The sequence below is a fragment of the Klebsiella sp. MISC125 genome (assembly GCF_051131775.1).
Lineage (GTDB): Bacteria > Pseudomonadota > Gammaproteobacteria > Enterobacterales > Enterobacteriaceae > Klebsiella.
This window is the reverse complement of the sequence record NZ_CP180448.1, coordinates 690,497-709,204: the sequence shown is the minus strand read 5'-3', so window position 1 is coordinate 709,204 and position 18,708 is coordinate 690,497. Positions and strand designations below refer to the sequence as shown.

Below are 18,708 nucleotides of genomic sequence, written 5' to 3'. Positions count from 1 at the left end.
TTTTATGGATATCTTTGTTAAGCTCTTTTCGGGCATCGGCACCTTTTTTATTGAAGACCCCAAAATAGCGATCGCGCGAATATTACTTATCATTCTGGGATTTGCCCTGGCATGGATGGGTTTTCGTCGTAAGCTTGAACCGCTGATTATGGTGCCAATGGGCTTAGGCATGATTGCCGTCAACGCCGGGGTACTGTTTCTCGCTGACGGGCAAACCGGGACCTTAATTCTCGACCCGATGATCAGCGACCCAACCGATTTAGTGAACCTGATGCAGATTAACTTCCTGCAGCCGGTGTACAACTTAACCTTCAGCAACGGCCTGATTGCCTGCATCGTTTTCTTTGGCATCGGCGCAATGAGCGACATCAGTTTTATTCTGCTCCGCCCCTGGGCCAGTATCGTTGTGGCGCTGTTCGCCGAAGCGGGTACCTTTGCCGCACTACTGCTGGGCATTGAAGTCTTTGGCCTCCCCGCCAATGAAGCGGCCTCTATTGCGACCATCGGCGGTGCCGACGGCCCGATGGTGCTCTTCGCCTCGCTGATTCTGGCACCGAATCTGTTTGTTCCTATCGCCATCATCGCCTACTTATATCTGAGCCTGACCTATGCCGGTTACCCGTATCTGGTGCGCCTGCTGGTGCCGAAAAAGTACCTCGGGATGGAAGTGGATATTGAGTATCCGACGGTGTCGAAAAAGGCGAAGTTCATCTTCACCGTTTGCGCCTGCCTGCTACTGTGCCTGCTGTTGCCGGTCGCCGCCCCGCTGATCCTTTCGTTCTTCCTTGGGATCGCTATTAAAGAAGCCGAGATCGAACCGTTCCAGAAGCTGCTTGAATCCACCCTGACCTACACCGCAACGCTGTTCCTTGGCCTGCTGCTCGGCACGCTGTGCGAAGCGCAAACCATTCTTGACCCGAAAGTCGGCATCATCCTGATCCTCGGTATCGGCGCGCTGGCTATCTCAGCAATTAGCGCCCTGCTTGGCGGCTGGTTTATCTGGCTTATCTCGAAAGGACGCTACAACCCGGCTATCGGTATCGCGGGGGTTTCGTGCCTGCCGACCACCGCCAAAATCGCACAGAAAGAAGTCAGCCATGAAAACCCTTACGCCGTCATTCTGCCGCTGGCAATGGGCGCGGGCGTCAGTGGCCTGATTGTGTCGGCCATCGCCACCGGGGTCTTTATCTCCACGCTATTCCTTCTGAAATAAGGGAGTTAAAAACATGCTTAAAGAGCACAACTGGCATCAACTTAAGGATGATACGGTGCAGCGCCTGAACCTTCTGGCTCCGTATTTCCGTGATGGGAAGATTATCGATTCCGGTGATACCGTCGCCGCGCTGGAAGCGGTTATCCGAAGTTTTGATCGCGTGAATATTGAGGGCAACAACCAGAAGCAGGCGGATTTTCTCGCCGAGTGTCTGTGTAAAGTAGATGTGGAAAAGATCTCCGGGCTACATATGGTGCAGTCGTCGGTGCCGCTCAGTTCACACCTCGATCTGTTCGAGAAAGGCATCGCTGAAAAGCTCGATTTCGCCTATGCCGGACCGCAGGATGGGCGTCTGGCGCAGCTTATCCAGCAGGGCAAAATCAAGCTCGGGGCGATCCATACCTATCTGGAACTGTTCAGCCGCTATTTTGTCGATCTCACGCCGCGAGTTTCGCTGATCACGGCGTTTGAAGCGGACAAAGACGGCAACCTCTACACCGGCTTCAACACCGAAGATACGCCAGTGATCGCCGAAGCGACTCACTTCCGCCAGGGGATCGTTATCGCCCAGGTGAATAAGATCGTCGATAAAGTGCCGCGCGTCGATATTCCCGGCGACTGGGTGAATGCGGTTATCGAAGCGCCGCGTCCATTCTACGTCGAGCCGCTATTCACCCGCGATCCAGCGCTGATCACCGATACCCACGTACTGATGGCGATGATGGCGCTTAAGGGTATCTATGCCGAATACGGCGTTGAGCGTATTAACCACGGCATCGGCTTCTTCACCTCCGCTATTGAACTGCTGCTGCCGACCTACGGCGAAGAGTTGGGGCTAAAAGGCAAAGTCTGTACTCACATGGTACTGAACCCGCATCCGACGCTGATCCCGGCGATCGAAAGCGGATGGATCCAGTCGGTACACTGCTTCGGCGGCGAGCTGGGAATGGAAAAATACGTCGCTGAGCGCCCGGACGTGTTTTACATCGGTCAGGACGGCACCCTGCGCTCTAACCGCGCCTTCGCCCAGGCCGCCGGACACTACGCGCTGGATATGTTTATCGGCGGCACCCTGCAAATCGACAAGTACGGCAACAGCAGCACCGCCACCGCCAGCCGCGTTTCCGGTTTTGGCGGCGCGCCGAATATGGGCTGCGATGCCAAAGGCCGCCGCCACGTCACCCAATCCTGGCTTAAGTGCGGCGAAGAGTTCAAGGCCACCCAGCAGCAGTTGATTGGCGATATGCCGCGCGGCAAGCGCCTTGTAGTGCAGATGCAGGAGACCTTCCGCGAGAAGCGCCAGCCTGCTTTCGTCGACAAACTGGACGCCTGGGAACTGGCGGAAAAAGCCGGTCTCGCCCTACCGCCGGTGATGGTTTACGCCGATGACGTCACCCACGTGCTCACCGAAGAGGGGCTAGCCCACCTGCATCGCTGCGAAGGGTTGGAACAGCGGATGGCGGCAATTCGCGCCGTAGCGGGATACACCGATATCGGCCTTGCCGCCGATCCGGTGCAAACGCAAGCGCTACGCGACGCCGGTATTGTGCAAACGCCGGAAGATTTAGGCATCGACAGACGCCGCGCCAACCGCCAGATGCTGGCGGCGAAGAGTATTCGTGATTTGGTCGAGTGGTCCGGCGGTCTGTACAACCCTCCTGCTCGATTCCGTAACTGGTAAGGGAATAGCAAATGGCTCTACATCAAATATCACAGCATTTCAGCGGCAAAAGCGACCGTCCGTCCCTGCCGCAAACCGTGCACTGCGGCATCGTGGGCTCCGGCGATCTGGAAGTTTTGCTGGAACCCAAAGCCCTGGCAGGCGGAATCGACATCAGCATTTGTACGCCGGTCACCGGGTTCGACGCTATCTGGGAAATCGTCCTCACCCGTTTTCTCGATAACGGTCCGTTGGGCGATATGCAGGTCAGCATCAACGATAACAACGCGACGCCTGCGGTCGTGGCGTTACGAATTCAACAAGCATTACAACAGGCCATGCCGGGAGAAAACCATTATGAGTGACCTGCGTTTTCTGGAAGCCAGCGCTCGCGTTCGCGCCGAAGGGCTGGTGGATAAAGGCACATTTACCGAGCTTATCGGCCCGGCGGCAAAGCAGGTCAGCCCGCATCTGCCGGTGCTGGGCGAAGCCGTGGAGTTCGATGACGGCGTAGTTACCGGTATTGGCCTGCTCGGCCAGCATCCGGCCATCGTTATCTCGCAAGAAGGGCGTTTCATCGGCGGCTCCGTCGGCGAAGTCGGCGGCGCGAAGATGGTCGGCGCACTGATGCTGGCCGACGAACTGGCGGCGCAGACCCGCGACCCGGCACGTCGCCCCGTCGTGCTTATCTCCTTTGAAACCGGCGGCGTGCGCCTGCATGAAGCCAACGCCGGTTTGCTCGCCCATGCCGAATGTATGGATATGCTGCAAACCCTGCGCGGTCGCGTACCGGTAGTGGCGCTGATCGGCAGCAAGATCGGCTGCTTCGGCGGTATGGGCTTTGTCGCCGCCGCGACGGACCTGATCGTCATGAGCGAATCAGGCCGCCTCGGGCTGACCGGGCCGGAAGTTATCGAGCAGGAGATGGGCCGCAGCGAGTTCGACGCCTCTGACCGCGCGCTGGTGTTCCGCACTACCGGCGGCAAGCATAAATACATCGTCGGCGACTGCAATTACCTGATTGCCGACTCGCTGGATGCCTTCCACCAGCAGGCTGCGCAAATTGCCGATTTATCCTGGCCCGATATTGAAGCAATGCGCCGAATTGGCAGTGAGGCAAAAGTCCGCGCACAGATGGCGCTGACGCAGAAAATCAACGAGCTTGCGCCGACCGATGCGCGCGATGTGTGGGCGGTAGCAGGAAATCCTGCCCCGCAATCGCTGGTTGATATGAGCCTGGAGACCTTCCTGAGCAATGTCCAACGCCTGTCCGTGGAGGAAGCATGATGGAAAATTTACTCGGTCAGGGGCGTGCGGCCATCGACCTGATTGTCGATGAAGGCAGCTTTGCCGAAAACGCGCTGGCGGAACTCAACCTGCCCTGCGACGACTACGGCCCCGGTGCCGTTGTCGGCAGCGCACGCATCAACGGTGAAATCTGCACGGTGATCGCCAACGACGCCATGACCTTCAATCCGCGCTTCCCGGTCGTTTATGCGGGGATCATCGGTCTGGAAGAGGGCTACAAAATGGCGCTGGCGGTCTACCGCACGCTGGCGATGGATAAAGACAAGCCCGCTGGCGAAAAACGCCCGCTGGTGCTGATTGTCGATACTCCGGGGAACGGGCCAGGCAAACTGGAAGAGATTATCGGCATGAATAAAGCGACCGGCGCGTATCAGCTGGCGCTGGCCGAAGCGCGCCATGCCGGGCACCCGATTATCGCTATGGTAATTGGTCGCGCCATTAGCGGCGCGTTTCTGTGCCACGGCCTGCAGGCCGACCATATCCTCAGCCTGACCTCAGAATTCGGCACCATGATTCACGTTATGCCACTAAGCAGCATCGCCCGTATTACGCGTCAGGATGTGGAACGCCTGAGCGAACTCTCCCGCAGCAACCCGGTCTTTGCGGCAGGTCCTGAGTTCTTCTGGCAACTGGGCGGCGTGGAGGAGTTAATCAAAACCATCCCAGCGATGAGAGAAGCAATTGTTCGGCATATTGGCGATGTGCGCCGGCAAAAACAGGACGTGGGTATTCAGGCCACCGGTCCGCAGGGCCGCGGGCTCTCCGGCGAAGAGCGCGGCGGCAGAAAAATGCGTGGCGTCATTCTGGCGCAGATGCACGATGAATATCAGCAAGTGGCGGCGCGTTATCTGCCCGACTGATATAGGGGGAAAAGTAATATGAACGATCCCATCGCCACGCTCGAATGGCTGGTCCAGGCGCAGCCCGGTATTCCTTCATTTGAAGAGATGCCGCGCCGGACGCTGAACGACAAAGGCATTGCCGGCCCGACAGCGGCGCACGTTATTGAAGAGATCCATACGCCGCTCAACCTGGCGCTGGTCACCTTCACTACCGGCAGCAGCGCGTTTCAGAATATCGTCGGCGTCACGCACAGCGAGCTAACGCTGCGCGCCGCCGCCGGAAAACGGGCGCTGGCGATATGCGGCATAGCCCCAGGGCAAAATATACTGGTGACCTATGCGCCGCTGGTCAACGTGTTTACTCGCCAGGCGCTGGACGAGAGCGGCCTTCACTGGTCGTTTTTATCCCGCTCCTGCCGGGATGCGCTGCTTATCGCCCTGTGCCAGCAGTCGCCTGACGTGGTGGTGGGAGAGTCCTCATTTTTACGCGCTACCCTGGAGCAGGCGCTGAAGATGGATCTGGCGGACAGGTTGCCGAAAAAGCTGACGCTGATAACGGCGGGAACGCCGTTGGATGAAGAGCTGGTTCCGCTGGCGGCTTCGCTGGGCTATGCGCTGCACGATATTTATGGCTGTCAGGAGTTCGGCTGGCTGGTGCTTGATGGCGTCCCGCTACGCGAGGATATTTCGCTGGTCCACGCTCCGCAGGGTGGCGACTGGCGGGAGGTCGTGGTGGGCGGTTTGCCAACTGGCGACAGTTTTCCCCTCGCTGTAAGCGGGCATCTTTGCAATCCGCAGGGGAAAATCCAGACCTGGAAACGCCAGCGCACCACGCCGGAGTACGACATGGTGGTGATGGCAACCACTGCGCAAAGTCGGGAGATAGTTGAACGCACAGCGCGGACGATCTTGCGCATCAAGGGGCGAATTTGTCACGTCTCGACGCAGTTGAAAACCGAAGCTGGCGCAACGCATATCCGGCTCTGGCCAAAAATGATCCCCGGCGAATGTACTGCAGGAGTCGCGCCTGTCGATATTATCGGCCCTCAGGCAACGGCCCAGTTCGACGCTCTGCTACAGGCACAACGGGATTTGCAGCAGCAGGCGAAAAACGATCCGGCGTGGTGTAAAGCACGATGATGCCCCTGCAACGGCATACCCTGTGCTGGCTGGAACCTTCGGCGCTGGATGCTATTGCGGCACGGCTCGAGAGTACATTCAGCAAGCTTCCAGCCGAGCTTCGGCGACAAGTTCGGGAATGTCTGTTGAGCGGGTCGCTGCCGGGGATTGTGCGTCGTGGCGAACGGCATGAAGAGCTGACTCCACTGGGCTTTTGTTTCCCTCTGCGCTGGCAAGAGCGGCGTTTACGTCTGGCTACGGAGGTGGCGTCATCGGCAATAACGCGTACCTCAACGCCAGAGCAAACGGCCTCGCTTTCGGTCGCCGGACGCACTGATGCGATACGTGCATTTAATGCGTTAGCTCAGGGGTGGCGCTGGCCGGAAATTCAGCTTGGGGTATGGGGGTCGGTGGCACTGGAAATCGTTACCCCATGGCAATGGACTGATGCTCATTCCGATCTGGATATCCGTCTTGTTCCCAGCTCATTGATGGGCCTTAACGAATGCTGGGCCAGCGTATGCAATATAGAACGGCAATTTCAGTTACGTATCGATGGTGAGATGTGTTTATCCGATGGATACGCCATCAATATCAAAGAATGGTTCAGTGGAAACTCAACTCTGCTGGCTAAAGGTGAGAATGATGTTCAATTAATATCGCGACAACAGATCGCGGCAGCAATGAGAACATCTTTCCGTTAAATATATCAAAGGAAATTAATATGTCAGAAGTTAAATCAAAAGTCCCGGGCGTGGTTGATGAAGTGAAAGCGGCAGCAGGGGATAAAATCGAAAAAGGCCAGGTGGTTATTGTGCTGGAAGCGATGAAAATGAAGATGCCTGTTGCCTCACCTGAGAGCGGAATATTAAAAACGCTCGCGGTTAATACGGGAGACCGCATCAACCCAGGCATGGTATTATTTGAAATCGTTGCAGAGTAAAGTGAGTTAGTACGCATTTAATTAAAAAACAATGCGACATTCTATTGTGAGATTATTTCTATGTTAATGTCATATCAGTAAGCGCTTCGCTTGCTGATATGATAGATCATAGTGACTGAGAAAAATTGTGTTCTTATGAATGTCTGCAAATAAAAATCGCTATGCTAAAAGCCGCTGGTTTATTTTCTTATCATTTCCCCAATGCGGGTATCATCAAACCGCTTTGTGTTATTCGCTTTTAGTATGGATAGACAAAGAGAAACATCATGATTATTTACGGATTGATGTTAATGGGATTGTGCATGTTCGCCGGATTAATCATCGGCGATCTTCTGGGCCTGCTGCTGGGTATTTCGGCCAATATCGGCGGTATTGGCTTTGCCATGTTATTTCTGGTAGTCGCTTCGCAAAAGCTGGCGGAAAAAGGATTACTATCGAAACCGGCTGAACAAGGAGTCGGTTTCTGGAATGCAATGTATATTCCGATAGTCGTCGCTATGTCCGCAAACCAAAATGTTATTGCCGCGCTCAAAGGCGGCCCGGTTGCGCTCATTGCAGGCCTGGGAGCCGTTTTCATCGGCTTCCTGCTGATTAAACCGTTAAGCAAAATCGGCGGTCGTGGCGTTCAGGGAAGTTCCGTCGTTAGCGAGGAATGCAAATAATGGAGCAGCTTACAAAGATTCTTACCGGTAACTTCACCAGCAACGGCTTGATTACCGCCTTTGTCGTGGTGGGGATCGTGTGCTGGGCAGCAAGCTGGATCTCAACGCATCTGCTTCGCGGCAAGATTCATAGTTCGGCTATCGCGATCGTCGCCGGGCTACTGCTGGCGTGGCTTGGCGGGGAGCTGACCGGAGGTAAAAAGGGCATTGCCGACATCAGCCTCTTCAGCGGTATCGCACTGATGGGCGGCGGCATGTTCCGCGATTTCGCCATCATCTCTACCGCCTTCGGCGTAAAGCTTGAAGAGCTGAAAAAAGCCGGTATTGCAGGCGCGCTGGCATTGGTTATCTCAACCGTGCTCTCTTTTTACCTTGGCGCAATTGTCGCATGGGCTTTTGGCTATACGGATGCGATCAGTATGGCGACCATCGGTGCCGGGGCCGTGACCTTTATCGTTGGCCCGGTGACTGGCGCAGCGCTCGGCGCGAGTTCTGATGTTATCGCACTCAGCATCGCCGCTGGCGTCATTAAATCCATTGCTGTCATGATCTTAACGCCGCTGGTAGCGAAAGCCGCAGGTTTAAATTCACCAGCAGCCGCTATTGTTTACGGCGGGTTAATGGGTTCCACCAGCGGCGTTGCCGCAGGTCTGGCCGCGACCGACCCAAAACTGGTTCCCTATGGTGCGATGACGGCGACGTTTTATACCGGGCTCGGATGTCTGCTGGCGCCCTCAGCGCTCTATCTCTCTTTAACCCCCTTCTTTTAATAACACACGCCTGCTGCCATCGCGGCAGGCACAAGGGATATCTATGTATTCATTCCAGCGTATGAAGCCTGGGCAAATTGCGCTTCTGGCCTCACTTTGCACGCAAGAAGATGAAGAGAATTTTCGTCAGAAACTAACGACCGATAAGCCTGAACATAAGGTCGGTTTTGCTTTTATGGCGGGAGCATCAGATGAGATAAAAGCTAAGCTACAGCGCTGCGTCATTGGCTGCGCCTTTAAGCACCAGATTATTACCCGGCAAGAGACCGCCATCTTTACACTATGCCAGGTCAGCCATCAGGCGCTTAGCCACGCCTTAGCCAACAATATTAATGGCGATCGTATCAGAATCAAAATCGCCCTGGTGAGTAATCCGCGATGGCTTGCCGTCTCTATTTACGGCGAAACGGTGGTATATCAACGGCTAAGCCAGGAGCTCATGGGGTTTTCTCTGTGTTGTTTTTCTCCATCATAAGCTGCCTTGCATACATTCGGCACTCGGCTAACAAAGACAGCAAGCCAGGGTGATTTTCCTGACTACGAGGGAAGACCAGCGAGATTTCCTGCTCCATCCGATAGGGCTCCTGCAGCGGCAGCAGGCGAATTCCGCTTCTGAACAATCCGCTCATTCGCCCGGGGATCAAGGTATAACCCACTCCGGCATTAACCATACTCATCAATGAAAATACATCATGAACCCGAACGGTAATATCAGGGGTAAATCCGGCAATCTGAAACGCCTCCTGAAAACCTCGCCAAGTGGCAAAACCTTCGCTTAAGGCAATAAATTTTTTATTTTGCAGATGCCGTAAATCAACAGGCGTAGATAAACTATCAGCATCCGTAACCGGTACCGCAAGGAAAATTGAATCAGAGAATATTGTCCATGTTTCGAATAGCTGAACGTTGTAATCATCGGGTGTCGAAATCAGGACTGCATCAATCTTCCCTTCGTTAAGGGCTTCTAGTAATTTCTTATTAGAGTTCATGATGAATTCAATCGTAAGATCCGGACAGCGTTTTTTTAGCCCCTGGACAATTTGTGGTGCAGTCTTTAATACAAGTGAATATAGTAATCCCAATCGTAGAACCTGAGTGTGATATCCAGAGGCTTCGCGAGTAAGATAAATACATCGCTCCATCGAGTTAATCACTTCCCGAGCTTGTTTCTGCATAACCCATGCACCAGGCAAAGGATGAAGATTTCGACCATTATGGGTAAACAAAGGGCAGCGTAAATTATCCTCCAGTGAATGAAGAGCACGATGGACGCTAACGGATGAAATGTTCATCAGCTCTGCTGTTTTCGATATATTCATCGATTCCATATAGCTAAGGAAGATCTCGAGTTTCCGCAGAGTAATATCATTATTCAGCATATAAATATTCCCTTATTCAAGACAATATTTATAGTAAGAGAAATTAAGAGAATATTTTTTGAGCCAGATCGTTAAATCTGGCTCGGCTATAAATTCAATTATTGATAAGTCGGTAATACATTAAAACTCGACAGGAAATGCACGATGACGTTACCCAGACCGAACAGTAAAACCAGCGCAATCATCGGCTTTCCACCCCAAACGCGAAACAACGGGCTACCAAAGCGTTTACGCGATGCGCGAGCTAACAGCGCCGGTACAATTGCCGCCCAGATTGTGGCTGCCAGACCCGCATATCCGATGGCATACAGGAAACCATTCGGCCACAGCAGGCCACCAATCATCGGCGGAACAAAGGTCAGAATCGCAGTTTTAAAACGACCCAACGCGGAATCGTCGAAACCGAACAGATCTGCCAGATAGTCGAACAGGCCGAGGGTCACGCCGAGAAATGAGCTGGCAACGGCAAAGTTTGAGAACACGACCAGCAGCAAATCCAGACTACGACTGTTCAGTACGCCACTCAGTGCCTGAACCAGCACATCAATATTACCGCCCTTCTGTGCAATGCCAACAAACTCTGGACGCGGGATATTACCCATCGTCACCAACAGCCAAACCACATACAGACCCAGCGCCAGCAGCGTACCGTAAACCAGGCACTTAACGATAGTGCGTGGATCCTTGCCGTAATACTTCATCAGGCTCGGCACGTTGCCGTGATAGCCAAAAGATGCCAGGCAGAAAGGCAGCGTCATCAGCAAGTACGGCATATACGAAGCATTTTGTTCGGCGACGTTAAACAATGTTGTCGGCTGAACGTGTCCCAGCAGGCTGCCGAAGGTCAGAAAGAAGGTGATGACCTTCGCGCCCAGCACAATGGCCGTCATTCGACTCACCGCTTTAGTACTCAACCAGACGATAAACGCAACCAGCAGCGCAAAACCAAAGCCTGCGGCTCGAGCCGGAACGTTCAACGACATTTCCGCAAAAGTATGATGCAGGATCGAGCCGCTGGCAGAGATATAGGCGTAGGTCAGAATATAAAGAACAAAGGCTATCGACACGCCATTAATCAGGTTCCAACCCTTACCAAGCAGATCTTTCGTGATGGTATCGAAGCTGGAACCAATCCGATAATTCAGGTTCGCTTCAAGGATCATCAACCCGGAATGCAGCATGCAAAACCAGGTAAAAACCAGTGCTGCCAGCGACCAGAAAAACCACGCACCGGACATGACCACCGGCAGCGAGAACATACCCGCGCCAATAATTGTCCCGCCGATAATCACCACGCCGCCAAACAAGGACGGTCGGGTTGCCGTAGTGGTAAGTGTCGCCATTTGCCGAAATCTCCAGTCGAAAATACTTTATCTCATTATTAATGTGACGCACTGTACCAGTACACGAGTACAAAAGAAATAAAAAAAGCCCCAATCATAAAGATCGGGGCTGTATCATTTACTTTACGTTAGCGGATAACGCTAATTACGCATCGCCACCGAAACGACGACGGCCTGCGGAGTCATCACGACGCGGAGCAGCACCAGCATCATCGCGGCGCGGCGCACGGTTACCACCGTCACGACGCTCGCCGCTGAAACGACGACCATCACCACGACCACCTTCACGACGCTCGCCGCTGAAACCACGGCCTTCACGACGTTCACCGCCGCCACCGAAGCTACGGCCACCTTCACGACGCTCACCACCACCACGGCGTTCACCGCCACGGTCTGGACGCGGCTGAGCATCACCCAGCAGCTGCATGTTCATCGGCTTGTTCAGGATGCGAGTACGAGTAAAGTGCTGTAATACTTCGCCCGGCATACCTTTCGGCAGCTCGATAGTCGAGTGGGTACCGAACAGCTTGATGTTACCGATATAACGGCTGCTGATGTCGCCTTCATTGGCAATAGCACCAACGATATGACGAACTTCAACACCATCATCGCGGCCAACTTCAATGCGGTACAGCTCCATATCGCCAACTTCACGACGCTCACGCTTCGGACGATCTTCGCCACTACGCTCAGGACGATCGCCACGCGGACCACGGTCATTGCGGTCGCCGCGACGTTCGAAACGATCGTCACGATCGCGGAACTCGCGCTTAGGACGCATCGGCGCATCCGGCGGCAGGATCAGCGGACGCTCACCCTGAGCCATTTTCAGCAATGCTGCGGCCAGAGTTTCAACATCCAGCTCTTCGCCTTCAGCTGACGGCTGAATATTTGCCAGCAGCGCGCGGTACTGATCCAAATCGCTGCTTTCCAGCTGCTGCTGAACTTTCGCGGCGAATTTTTCCAGACGACGTTTGCCCAGCAGTTCTGCGTTCGGCAGCTCTACTTCTGGAATAGTCAGCTTCATAGTGCGTTCAATGTTACGCAGCAGACGACGCTCGCGGTTCTCAACGAACAGCAGAGCACGACCCGCGCGACCCGCACGGCCGGTACGACCAATACGGTGAACGTAAGATTCAGAATCCATAGGGATATCGTAGTTAACAACCAGGCTGATACGCTCAACGTCCAGACCACGTGCTGCCACGTCGGTTGCAATCAGAATATCCAGACGGCCATCTTTCAGACGTTCCAGAGTCTGCTCGCGCAGGGACTGGTTCATGTCACCGTTCAGCGCTGCGCTGTTATAACCGCTACGCTCCAGCGCTTCAGCCACTTCCAGGGTCGCGTTTTTGGTACGCACGAAAATAATCGCCGCATCAAAATCTTCCGCTTCCAGGAAACGCACCAGCGCTTCGTTTTTACGCATACCGTAAGCAGTCCAGTAGCTCTGGCTGATGTCCGGGCGAGTAGTGACGCTGGACTGGATGCGAACTTCCTGCGGCTCTTTCATAAAGCGGCGGGTAATACGACGAATCGCTTCCGGCATGGTGGCGGAGAACAGAGCGGTCTGATGACCTTCCGGGATCTGCGCCATAATAGTTTCTACGTCTTCGATAAAGCCCATGCGCAGCATTTCGTCAGCTTCATCCAGTACCAGACCGCTCAGTTTAGAGAGATCCAGCGTACCGCGTTTCAGGTGATCCAGCAGACGACCCGGGGTACCGACAACGATTTGTGGCCCCTGACGCAGTGCGCGTAGCTGCACGTCATAACGCTGGCCGCCGTAAAGGGCAACCACGTTTACGCCGCGCATATGTTTAGAAAAATCCGTCATTGCTTCGGCTACCTGTACCGCCAGTTCGCGGGTCGGTGCCAGCACCAGAATCTGTGGCGCTTTCAGCTCAGGATCAAGGTTGTTCAGCAGCGGTAAAGAAAACGCTGCGGTTTTACCGCTACCCGTCTGGGCCATACCCAGAACGTCACGGCCGCCCAGAAGATGCGGAATGCACTCAGCCTGGATCGGAGATGGTTTTTCGTAACCCAGATCGTTAAGCGCTTCAAGGATGGGAGCCTTCAGGCCCAGATCTGCAAAAGTGGTTTCGAATTCAGCCATGTAGTACGTGTGCCTCAAAATTAATGGCGGCCAGTCTACATAACTCATCGTGAAAATTTACGGTAATTTTCATTGAAAAGTGTGAACCGGCTCAAAGTAGGTGTATTAACGAACAACAACGCCCTCACCCGTTAAGGTGATGGCAATAAAAAAATTGGGCTGATGTGTTCGTCAGCTATTGCTGGTCCGATTCTGCCAGGTCATCTTGCTCCTGGCCCAAGAGCGATAATTCCAACAATGCGTATCGGTGCTCAACGTAGTTATGAACGTTGTTTGCGACCGCCAGTTTGAACAGTGCCGTAGCGCTGTCCTTGTCCCCCAGACTTAGGTAGTACTTACCTAAATAGAAGTTGGTTTCACTGAGATGCTCAGCGAGCGAGGTGTTATCCGTTGCGTCTGCCTTCAGGCGGTCCATTAGCTCTTTTTCGCTAATGTCGCCAAGGTAGAACCCGACAATGTTCCATCCCCATTGTTCTTTGTCCGACTTGTCTAAGCGCTGCCTCAGTGCTTCAAGCGCCTGCTTCTCATCGAGCTTACGCTCAGCGAGATAAAGCCACAGGCTTCGGAAAGGATCATTGGGATCGTCTTGATAAAACGCCAGCAGATCATCTTGCGCTAACTTAGCACGACCACCGTAATACAGAGCGATGCCGCGATTTAAGTGCGCGTAGTTGTAAGTTGGATCAAGCTCAAGTACAGAATCAAACGCTTCATAGGCAGCGTCAAAATTGCCTGCCTGCGTTAAATAAATGCCTAAGTAATTGAATACTTCAGGCATATCTGGTCGGATTGCCAGCGCTTGTGAAAAATCATTTCGCGCTAATGCCCTCAGACCGAGACTATCATACAACACTCCGCGCTCATATAAAAGCTGTGCGCGTTCGTCATCGGTTAAAGCCCGACTGGCAAGAATTTGTTCCATGCGCGCCAGAATCACTTCTTGCTGCAAAGTCGGTTGCAATGGCACCGCGAGGACTGCGTCCTTACGCCAGGCAGAATTGCTGCATCCTGCCAGCGTGAGAGCTGTCGCCACGAAACACCAGCGCAAAAAAGGCTTCATTTCCCACTCCCGAAGACAACGATTGGATGAACGTCCAGTTCCCCGGCTGCAAACAAGGCGTCCTGCCCGTAATACGCCCTCCGCAATGCGGAGGGCAAACGGCAACCTTACTCGCCCTGTTCAGCGGCCGGAGCTTCCGGCGCGTTCGCAGGCTGAGTTTGTTCAGTTGCTTCTTTAATGCTCAGACGGACACGGCCCTGGCGGTCAACTTCCAGAACTTTAACCGGTACTTCTTGACCCATCTGCAGGTAATCAGTCACTTTCTCAACGCGCTTATCGGCGATTTGAGAAATATGAACCAGACCTTCTTTACCACCGCCAATGGCAACAAACGCGCCAAAGTCAACGATACGGGTCACTTTACCATTGTAGATACGGCCAACTTCGATCTCAGCAGTGATCTCTTCGATACGACGGATAGCATACTTCGCTTTCTCACCGTCGGTCGCTGCGATCTTCACAGTACCGTCATCTTCGATTTCGATAGTAGTGCCGGTTTCTTCGGTCAGAGCACGAATAACAGAACCGCCTTTACCGATAACGTCTTTGATCTTGTCCGGGCTGATCTTGATGGTATGGATACGCGGAGCGAACTGAGAGATGTCGCCGCGCGGCGCGTTGATCGCCTGTTCCATCACACCCAGGATGTGCAGACGCGCACCTTTAGCCTGGTTCAGAGCAACCTGCATGATCTCTTTGGTGATACCTTCAATTTTGATATCCATCTGCAGCGCAGAGATACCATCGCGGGTACCCGCCACTTTGAAGTCCATATCGCCCAGGTGATCTTCATCGCCAAGGATGTCAGACAGAACAACAAAGTTCTCGCCTTCTTTCACCAGACCCATCGCGATACCCGCAACGGCGGCTTTAATCGGCACACCTGCGTCCATCAGCGCCAGAGAAGCACCACACACGGAAGCCATGGAAGAAGAACCATTGGATTCGGTGATTTCAGACACAACACGTACGGTGTACGGGAATTTGTCCAGATCCGGCATCACTGCCAGCACGCCGCGTTTCGCCAGACGACCATGACCGATTTCACGACGCTTCGGAGAACCAACCATGCCAGTCTCGCCTACGCAGTACGGAGGGAAGTTGTAGTGGAACAGGAAGTTGTCAGTGCGCTCGCCCATCAGCTCGTCGAGGTTCTGTGCATCACGGGTGGTGCCCAGGGTCGCGGTAACCAGCGCCTGAGTTTCGCCACGGGTGAACAGTGCAGAACCGTGAGTACGTGGCAGTACGCCAGTACGAACGTCCAGACCACGGATCATGTCTTTTTCGCGACCATCGATACGCGGCTCACCTGCCAGTACGCGGCTACGAACAACGTTTTTCTCGATAGCGTGCAGGATTTCACCCAGTTCGTTAGCGTCCAGGGTTTCATCTTCCGCAACCAGAGTAGCGATGGTTTCAGATTTGATCACGTCAACCTGAGCATAACGCTCTTGTTTGTCAGTGATGCGGTAAGCATCGCTCAGGCGTGCTTCAGCCAGCGCAGCAACGCGCGCATTCAGCGCTTCGTTTACGGCTTCAGGCTGCCAATCCCAACGTGGTTTACCGGCTTCTTTTACCAGGTCGTTGATCGCCTGGATAACAACCTGCTGCTGATCGTGACCAAACACAACAGCACCCAGCATCTGGTCTTCACTCAGCAGTTCTGCTTCGGATTCAACCATCAGCACAGCGCCTTCTGTACCGGCAACAACCAGGTTCAGCTTGCTTTCCTTCAGCTCGTCCTGAGTCGGGTTCAGTACGTACTGGTCATTGAGATAACCAACACGTGCAGCGCCGATAGGGCCGTTGAACGGAATGCCGGACAGAGACAGGGCAGCGGATGCACCAATCATTGCCACGATATCCGGATTAACCTGCGGGTTAACGGAAACGACAGTTGCAATAACCTGGACTTCGTTAACGAAGCCTTCCGGGAACAGCGGACGAACCGGGCGGTCAATCAGACGCGCGATCAGCGTTTCGCCTTCACTCGGACGGCCTTCACGACGGAAGAAGCTACCCGGGATACGGCCAGCAGCGTAGGTACGCTCCTGATAGTTAACGGTCAGCGGAAAGAAGTCCTGGCCTGGTTTCGCTTTTTTCTGACCAACAACGGTAACAAATACCGCAGTGTCATCCATGCTTACCATTACGGCGGCAGTTGCCTGACGCGCCATCATGCCAGTTTCCAGCGTTACGGTATGTTGGCCGTACTGGAATTTACGAACGATCGGATTAAGCAAAGTTCTATCCTTTTTATATATCGATGACATCGTATCCACGATACGATATCTAATGACCCGATCCCCTGCATCCTCGCGACTAATGACAACCTTTACCCGCCCCTGCGGATGAAGCCTCTCATTAGCCGCGCGAACCTCTGCACGAAGATCATTAATAGCAACAATACATGAGTTTCCAGTGAATTGCTGCCGCCCGGTCGAAAAAAGGGGCCGTGAGGCCCCTTTTCTGAAACTCGCAGAATTAGCGACGCAGACCCAGACGCTCAATCAGCGAAGAGTAACGTGCAACATCTTTACGTTTCAGGTAGTCGAGCAGTTTACGACGCTGAGAAACCATACGCAGCAGACCACGACGGCTGTGGTGATCTTTTTTGTGCTCTGCAAAGTGACCCTGCAGGTGGTTGATCTGTGCAGTCAGCAGGGCAACCTGAACTTCAGTAGAACCGCTGTCGTTTTCGCCACGACCAAACTCAGAAACGATTTTTGCTTTAGCTTCAACGCTTAGAGACATTTTCAAACTCCAAAATTAAAAGAAAGAAAGGGTGCCGATCTCTAATTCAGCAACCCCTGATATAACACCCGAAAATGTTAAAACACTTTGGCGGGCATTAAGCGGCGATATTCTACTCGCAGCAGCCTTTTATCGCAAGAAAAGCACTCAGGCAGGGTATTCAACCACCAGCCGACGGGGAGCCACACGGCCTTCGTCGTCAATCTCACCCATGCCAAGAAACTTTTCTTCTTCACCTTCGGTTACGCGAACTAATCCGTGCAGCCCCGCGCCCGAGGTACGAACGGGGTTACCGTTTTTAAAGTATACTGCCGAAGTTTCCGGAATATTAACCAGCGGATAATCCGAAGCGGGACTGTCCATTGGCATCAGTAACGGGTCCAAAAGCTGCGCTGCTGGAATATCTTGCGTATTAGCCTGCTCAACCAGAGCCTGCAGCTGCTCCAGTGTCACCATCCGCTCAACCGGGTATTTACTGACCGCTAGACGACGCAGGAAAATCACATGCGCACCGCAACCGAGTTTCTCACCTAGATCATCGATAATTGTGCGAATGTAGGTACCTTTAGAACAGTGAATTTCCAGTTCAAGTTCATCACCTTCATGACGGATGAACAGTAGCTCATAGACTGTAATTGGTCGTGATTCACGCGGTACTTCAATCCCCTGACGGGCATATTCGTACAGTTTTTTCCCCTGGTATTTCAGCGCCGAATACATCGACGGCACCTGCTGGGTTTCCCCACGGAAACTGTCGAGTGTCGCAGCAAGCTGTTCCGCGCTAAAGGTCATCGCACGTTCTTCCACGACCTGCCCATCAGCATCAGAAGTATCAGTACGCTGACCAAGCTTAGCAATCACACGGTAGCGCTTATCAGAATCCAGCAGATACTGGGAAAACTTGGTCGCTTCCCCAAGGCAAATCGGCAGCATACCGGTCGCAAGCGGATCCAGTGCGCCAGTGTGCCCGGCCCGGTTGGCGTTATAAATACGTTTTACTTTCTGTAGCACGTCGTTACTGGACGCACCTTGCGGTTTATCCAGCAACAATACGCCGTGCACATCACGACCGCGACGACGAGGACGACTCATTAGTCCTCCTTGCTGTCGTCCGGGTTCACACGACGTTCATCATCATGCTTCACCACGCTGGTTACCAGATTCGACATGCGCATTCCTTCGACTAATGAGTTGTCGTAGAAGAACGTCAGCTCAGGAACGATACGCAGGCGCATTGCTTTCCCCAGCAGCGAGCGGATAAAACCGGATGCTTCCTGCAACGCTTTGATACCCGCTTTTACAGCGGCTTCATCCTGGTCGTTCAGAAAGGTAACAAACACTTTGGCATAGGCCAGATCGCGAGACATTTCCACGCCGGAAACGGTCGTCATCATGCCCAGGCGCGGGTCTTTAATTTCGCGCTGCAGGATGATAGCAATCTCTTTTTGCATCTCCTGAGCTACGCGCTGCGGGCGACCAAATTCTTTCGCCATAATAAATTCTCCAGACAAATAAGGGGGCCACGCGGCCCCCTTTAAT

20 protein-coding genes are annotated in these 18,708 nt (G+C 53.7%); 11 read left to right on the top strand and 9 right to left on the bottom strand.

Going from position 1 to position 18,708, the window contains the following annotated elements:
* The first annotated feature begins 4 nt into the window (after positions 1-4).
* The 11 genes from madB (at position 5) to ACMYSL_RS03345 (ending at position 8,992) form a co-directional block, all read left to right on the top strand.
* Positions 5-1,213: a Na+-transporting malonate decarboxylase, carboxybiotin decarboxylase subunit gene (gene madB / locus ACMYSL_RS03395; protein WP_110272887.1), complete on the top strand. Its 1,209-nt coding sequence runs from the start codon at positions 5-7 to the stop codon at positions 1,211-1,213.
* A gap of 13 nt (positions 1,214-1,226) precedes the next feature.
* On the top strand, positions 1,227-2,894 hold the full coding sequence (gene mdcA, locus ACMYSL_RS03390; RefSeq protein WP_434661360.1) for a malonate decarboxylase subunit alpha: 1,668 nt from the start codon (positions 1,227-1,229) through the stop codon (positions 2,892-2,894).
* 11 nt (positions 2,895-2,905) lie between these two features.
* On the top strand, positions 2,906-3,238 hold the full coding sequence (mdcC, locus tag ACMYSL_RS03385; RefSeq protein ID WP_110272885.1) for a malonate decarboxylase acyl carrier protein: 333 nt from the start codon (positions 2,906-2,908) through the stop codon (positions 3,236-3,238).
* A complete protein-coding gene (locus tag ACMYSL_RS03380; protein WP_434661359.1) occupies positions 3,231-4,160 on the top strand; it encodes a biotin-independent malonate decarboxylase subunit beta in 930 nt (309 codons plus the stop codon). Before mdcC ends, ACMYSL_RS03380 begins: the two co-directional genes overlap by 8 nt.
* Positions 4,160-5,041: a biotin-independent malonate decarboxylase subunit gamma gene (gene mdcE, locus ACMYSL_RS03375; protein ID WP_434663931.1), complete on the top strand. Its 882-nt coding sequence runs from the start codon at positions 4,160-4,162 to the stop codon at positions 5,039-5,041. The genes ACMYSL_RS03380 and mdcE overlap by 1 nt, the downstream gene beginning before the upstream one ends.
* An 18-nt stretch (positions 5,042-5,059) precedes the next feature.
* On the top strand, positions 5,060-6,163 hold the full coding sequence (locus ACMYSL_RS03370; RefSeq protein WP_434661358.1) for an acyl carrier protein: 1,104 nt from the start codon (positions 5,060-5,062) through the stop codon (positions 6,161-6,163).
* Positions 6,160-6,846 (top strand): malonate decarboxylase holo-[acyl-carrier-protein] synthase, encoded by a 687-nt coding sequence (gene mdcG / locus ACMYSL_RS03365; RefSeq protein WP_434661357.1) that lies wholly within the window; start codon positions 6,160-6,162, stop codon positions 6,844-6,846. Before ACMYSL_RS03370 ends, mdcG begins: the two co-directional genes overlap by 4 nt.
* 20 nt (positions 6,847-6,866) lie before the next feature.
* Positions 6,867-7,085, top strand: coding sequence for an acetyl-CoA carboxylase biotin carboxyl carrier protein subunit (locus ACMYSL_RS03360; RefSeq protein WP_434661356.1), 219 nt, complete (start codon positions 6,867-6,869; stop codon positions 7,083-7,085).
* A gap of 266 nt (positions 7,086-7,351) precedes the next feature.
* Positions 7,352-7,747 carry a malonate transporter subunit MadL gene (gene madL / locus ACMYSL_RS03355; protein WP_434661355.1) on the top strand — a complete coding sequence of 132 codons (396 nt, stop codon included), beginning with the start codon at positions 7,352-7,354 and terminating at the stop codon, positions 7,745-7,747.
* Entirely contained in the window at positions 7,747-8,517 is a 771-nt protein-coding gene (gene madM, locus ACMYSL_RS03350; RefSeq protein WP_112213575.1) for a malonate transporter subunit MadM, read from the top strand. Before madL ends, madM begins: the two co-directional genes overlap by 1 nt.
* 43 nt (positions 8,518-8,560) lie before the next feature.
* A complete protein-coding gene (locus ACMYSL_RS03345) occupies positions 8,561-8,992 on the top strand; it encodes a HutP family protein (protein ID WP_434661354.1) in 432 nt (143 codons plus the stop codon).
* Here ACMYSL_RS03345 and ACMYSL_RS03340 read toward each other — a convergent pair.
* From ACMYSL_RS03340 to rbfA, 9 genes are all read right to left on the bottom strand, one after another.
* Positions 8,955-9,896, bottom strand: coding sequence for a LysR family transcriptional regulator (locus tag ACMYSL_RS03340; protein WP_434661352.1), 942 nt, complete (start codon positions 9,894-9,896; stop codon positions 8,955-8,957). The genes ACMYSL_RS03345 and ACMYSL_RS03340 overlap by 38 nt on opposite strands.
* Positions 9,897-9,994: 98 nt before the next feature.
* Positions 9,995-11,239, bottom strand: a complete 1,245-nt coding sequence (gene mtr, locus ACMYSL_RS03335; RefSeq protein ID WP_181484733.1) for a tryptophan permease — start codon at positions 11,237-11,239, stop codon at positions 9,995-9,997.
* Positions 11,240-11,384: 145 nt separating this feature from the next.
* Positions 11,385-13,355 carry a DEAD/DEAH family ATP-dependent RNA helicase gene (locus tag ACMYSL_RS03330; protein ID WP_304253744.1) on the bottom strand — a complete coding sequence of 657 codons (1,971 nt, stop codon included), beginning with the start codon at positions 13,353-13,355 and terminating at the stop codon, positions 11,385-11,387.
* Positions 13,348-13,428, bottom strand: a complete 81-nt coding sequence (yrbN, locus tag ACMYSL_RS03325) for a protein YrbN (protein ID WP_085903200.1) — start codon at positions 13,426-13,428, stop codon at positions 13,348-13,350. The genes ACMYSL_RS03330 and yrbN overlap by 8 nt, the downstream gene beginning before the upstream one ends.
* 102 nt (positions 13,429-13,530) lie before the next feature.
* Positions 13,531-14,415 (bottom strand): lipoprotein NlpI, encoded by an 885-nt coding sequence (gene nlpI / locus ACMYSL_RS03320; RefSeq protein WP_110272873.1) that lies wholly within the window; start codon positions 14,413-14,415, stop codon positions 13,531-13,533.
* A gap of 107 nt (positions 14,416-14,522) precedes the next feature.
* Positions 14,523-16,658 (bottom strand): polyribonucleotide nucleotidyltransferase, encoded by a 2,136-nt coding sequence (gene pnp, locus ACMYSL_RS03315; RefSeq protein ID WP_112213570.1) that lies wholly within the window; start codon positions 16,656-16,658, stop codon positions 14,523-14,525.
* Between the two features lie 241 nt (positions 16,659-16,899).
* Positions 16,900-17,169 (bottom strand): 30S ribosomal protein S15, encoded by a 270-nt coding sequence (gene rpsO, locus ACMYSL_RS03310; RefSeq protein WP_004106090.1) that lies wholly within the window; start codon positions 17,167-17,169, stop codon positions 16,900-16,902.
* Positions 17,170-17,316: 147 nt separating this feature from the next.
* Positions 17,317-18,261 carry a tRNA pseudouridine(55) synthase TruB gene (truB, locus tag ACMYSL_RS03305; RefSeq protein WP_181484730.1) on the bottom strand — a complete coding sequence of 315 codons (945 nt, stop codon included), beginning with the start codon at positions 18,259-18,261 and terminating at the stop codon, positions 17,317-17,319.
* Entirely contained in the window at positions 18,261-18,662 is a 402-nt protein-coding gene (gene rbfA / locus ACMYSL_RS03300; protein ID WP_110272870.1) for a 30S ribosome-binding factor RbfA, read from the bottom strand. Before rbfA ends, truB begins: the two co-directional genes overlap by 1 nt.
* Positions 18,663-18,708 lie beyond the last annotated feature (46 nt).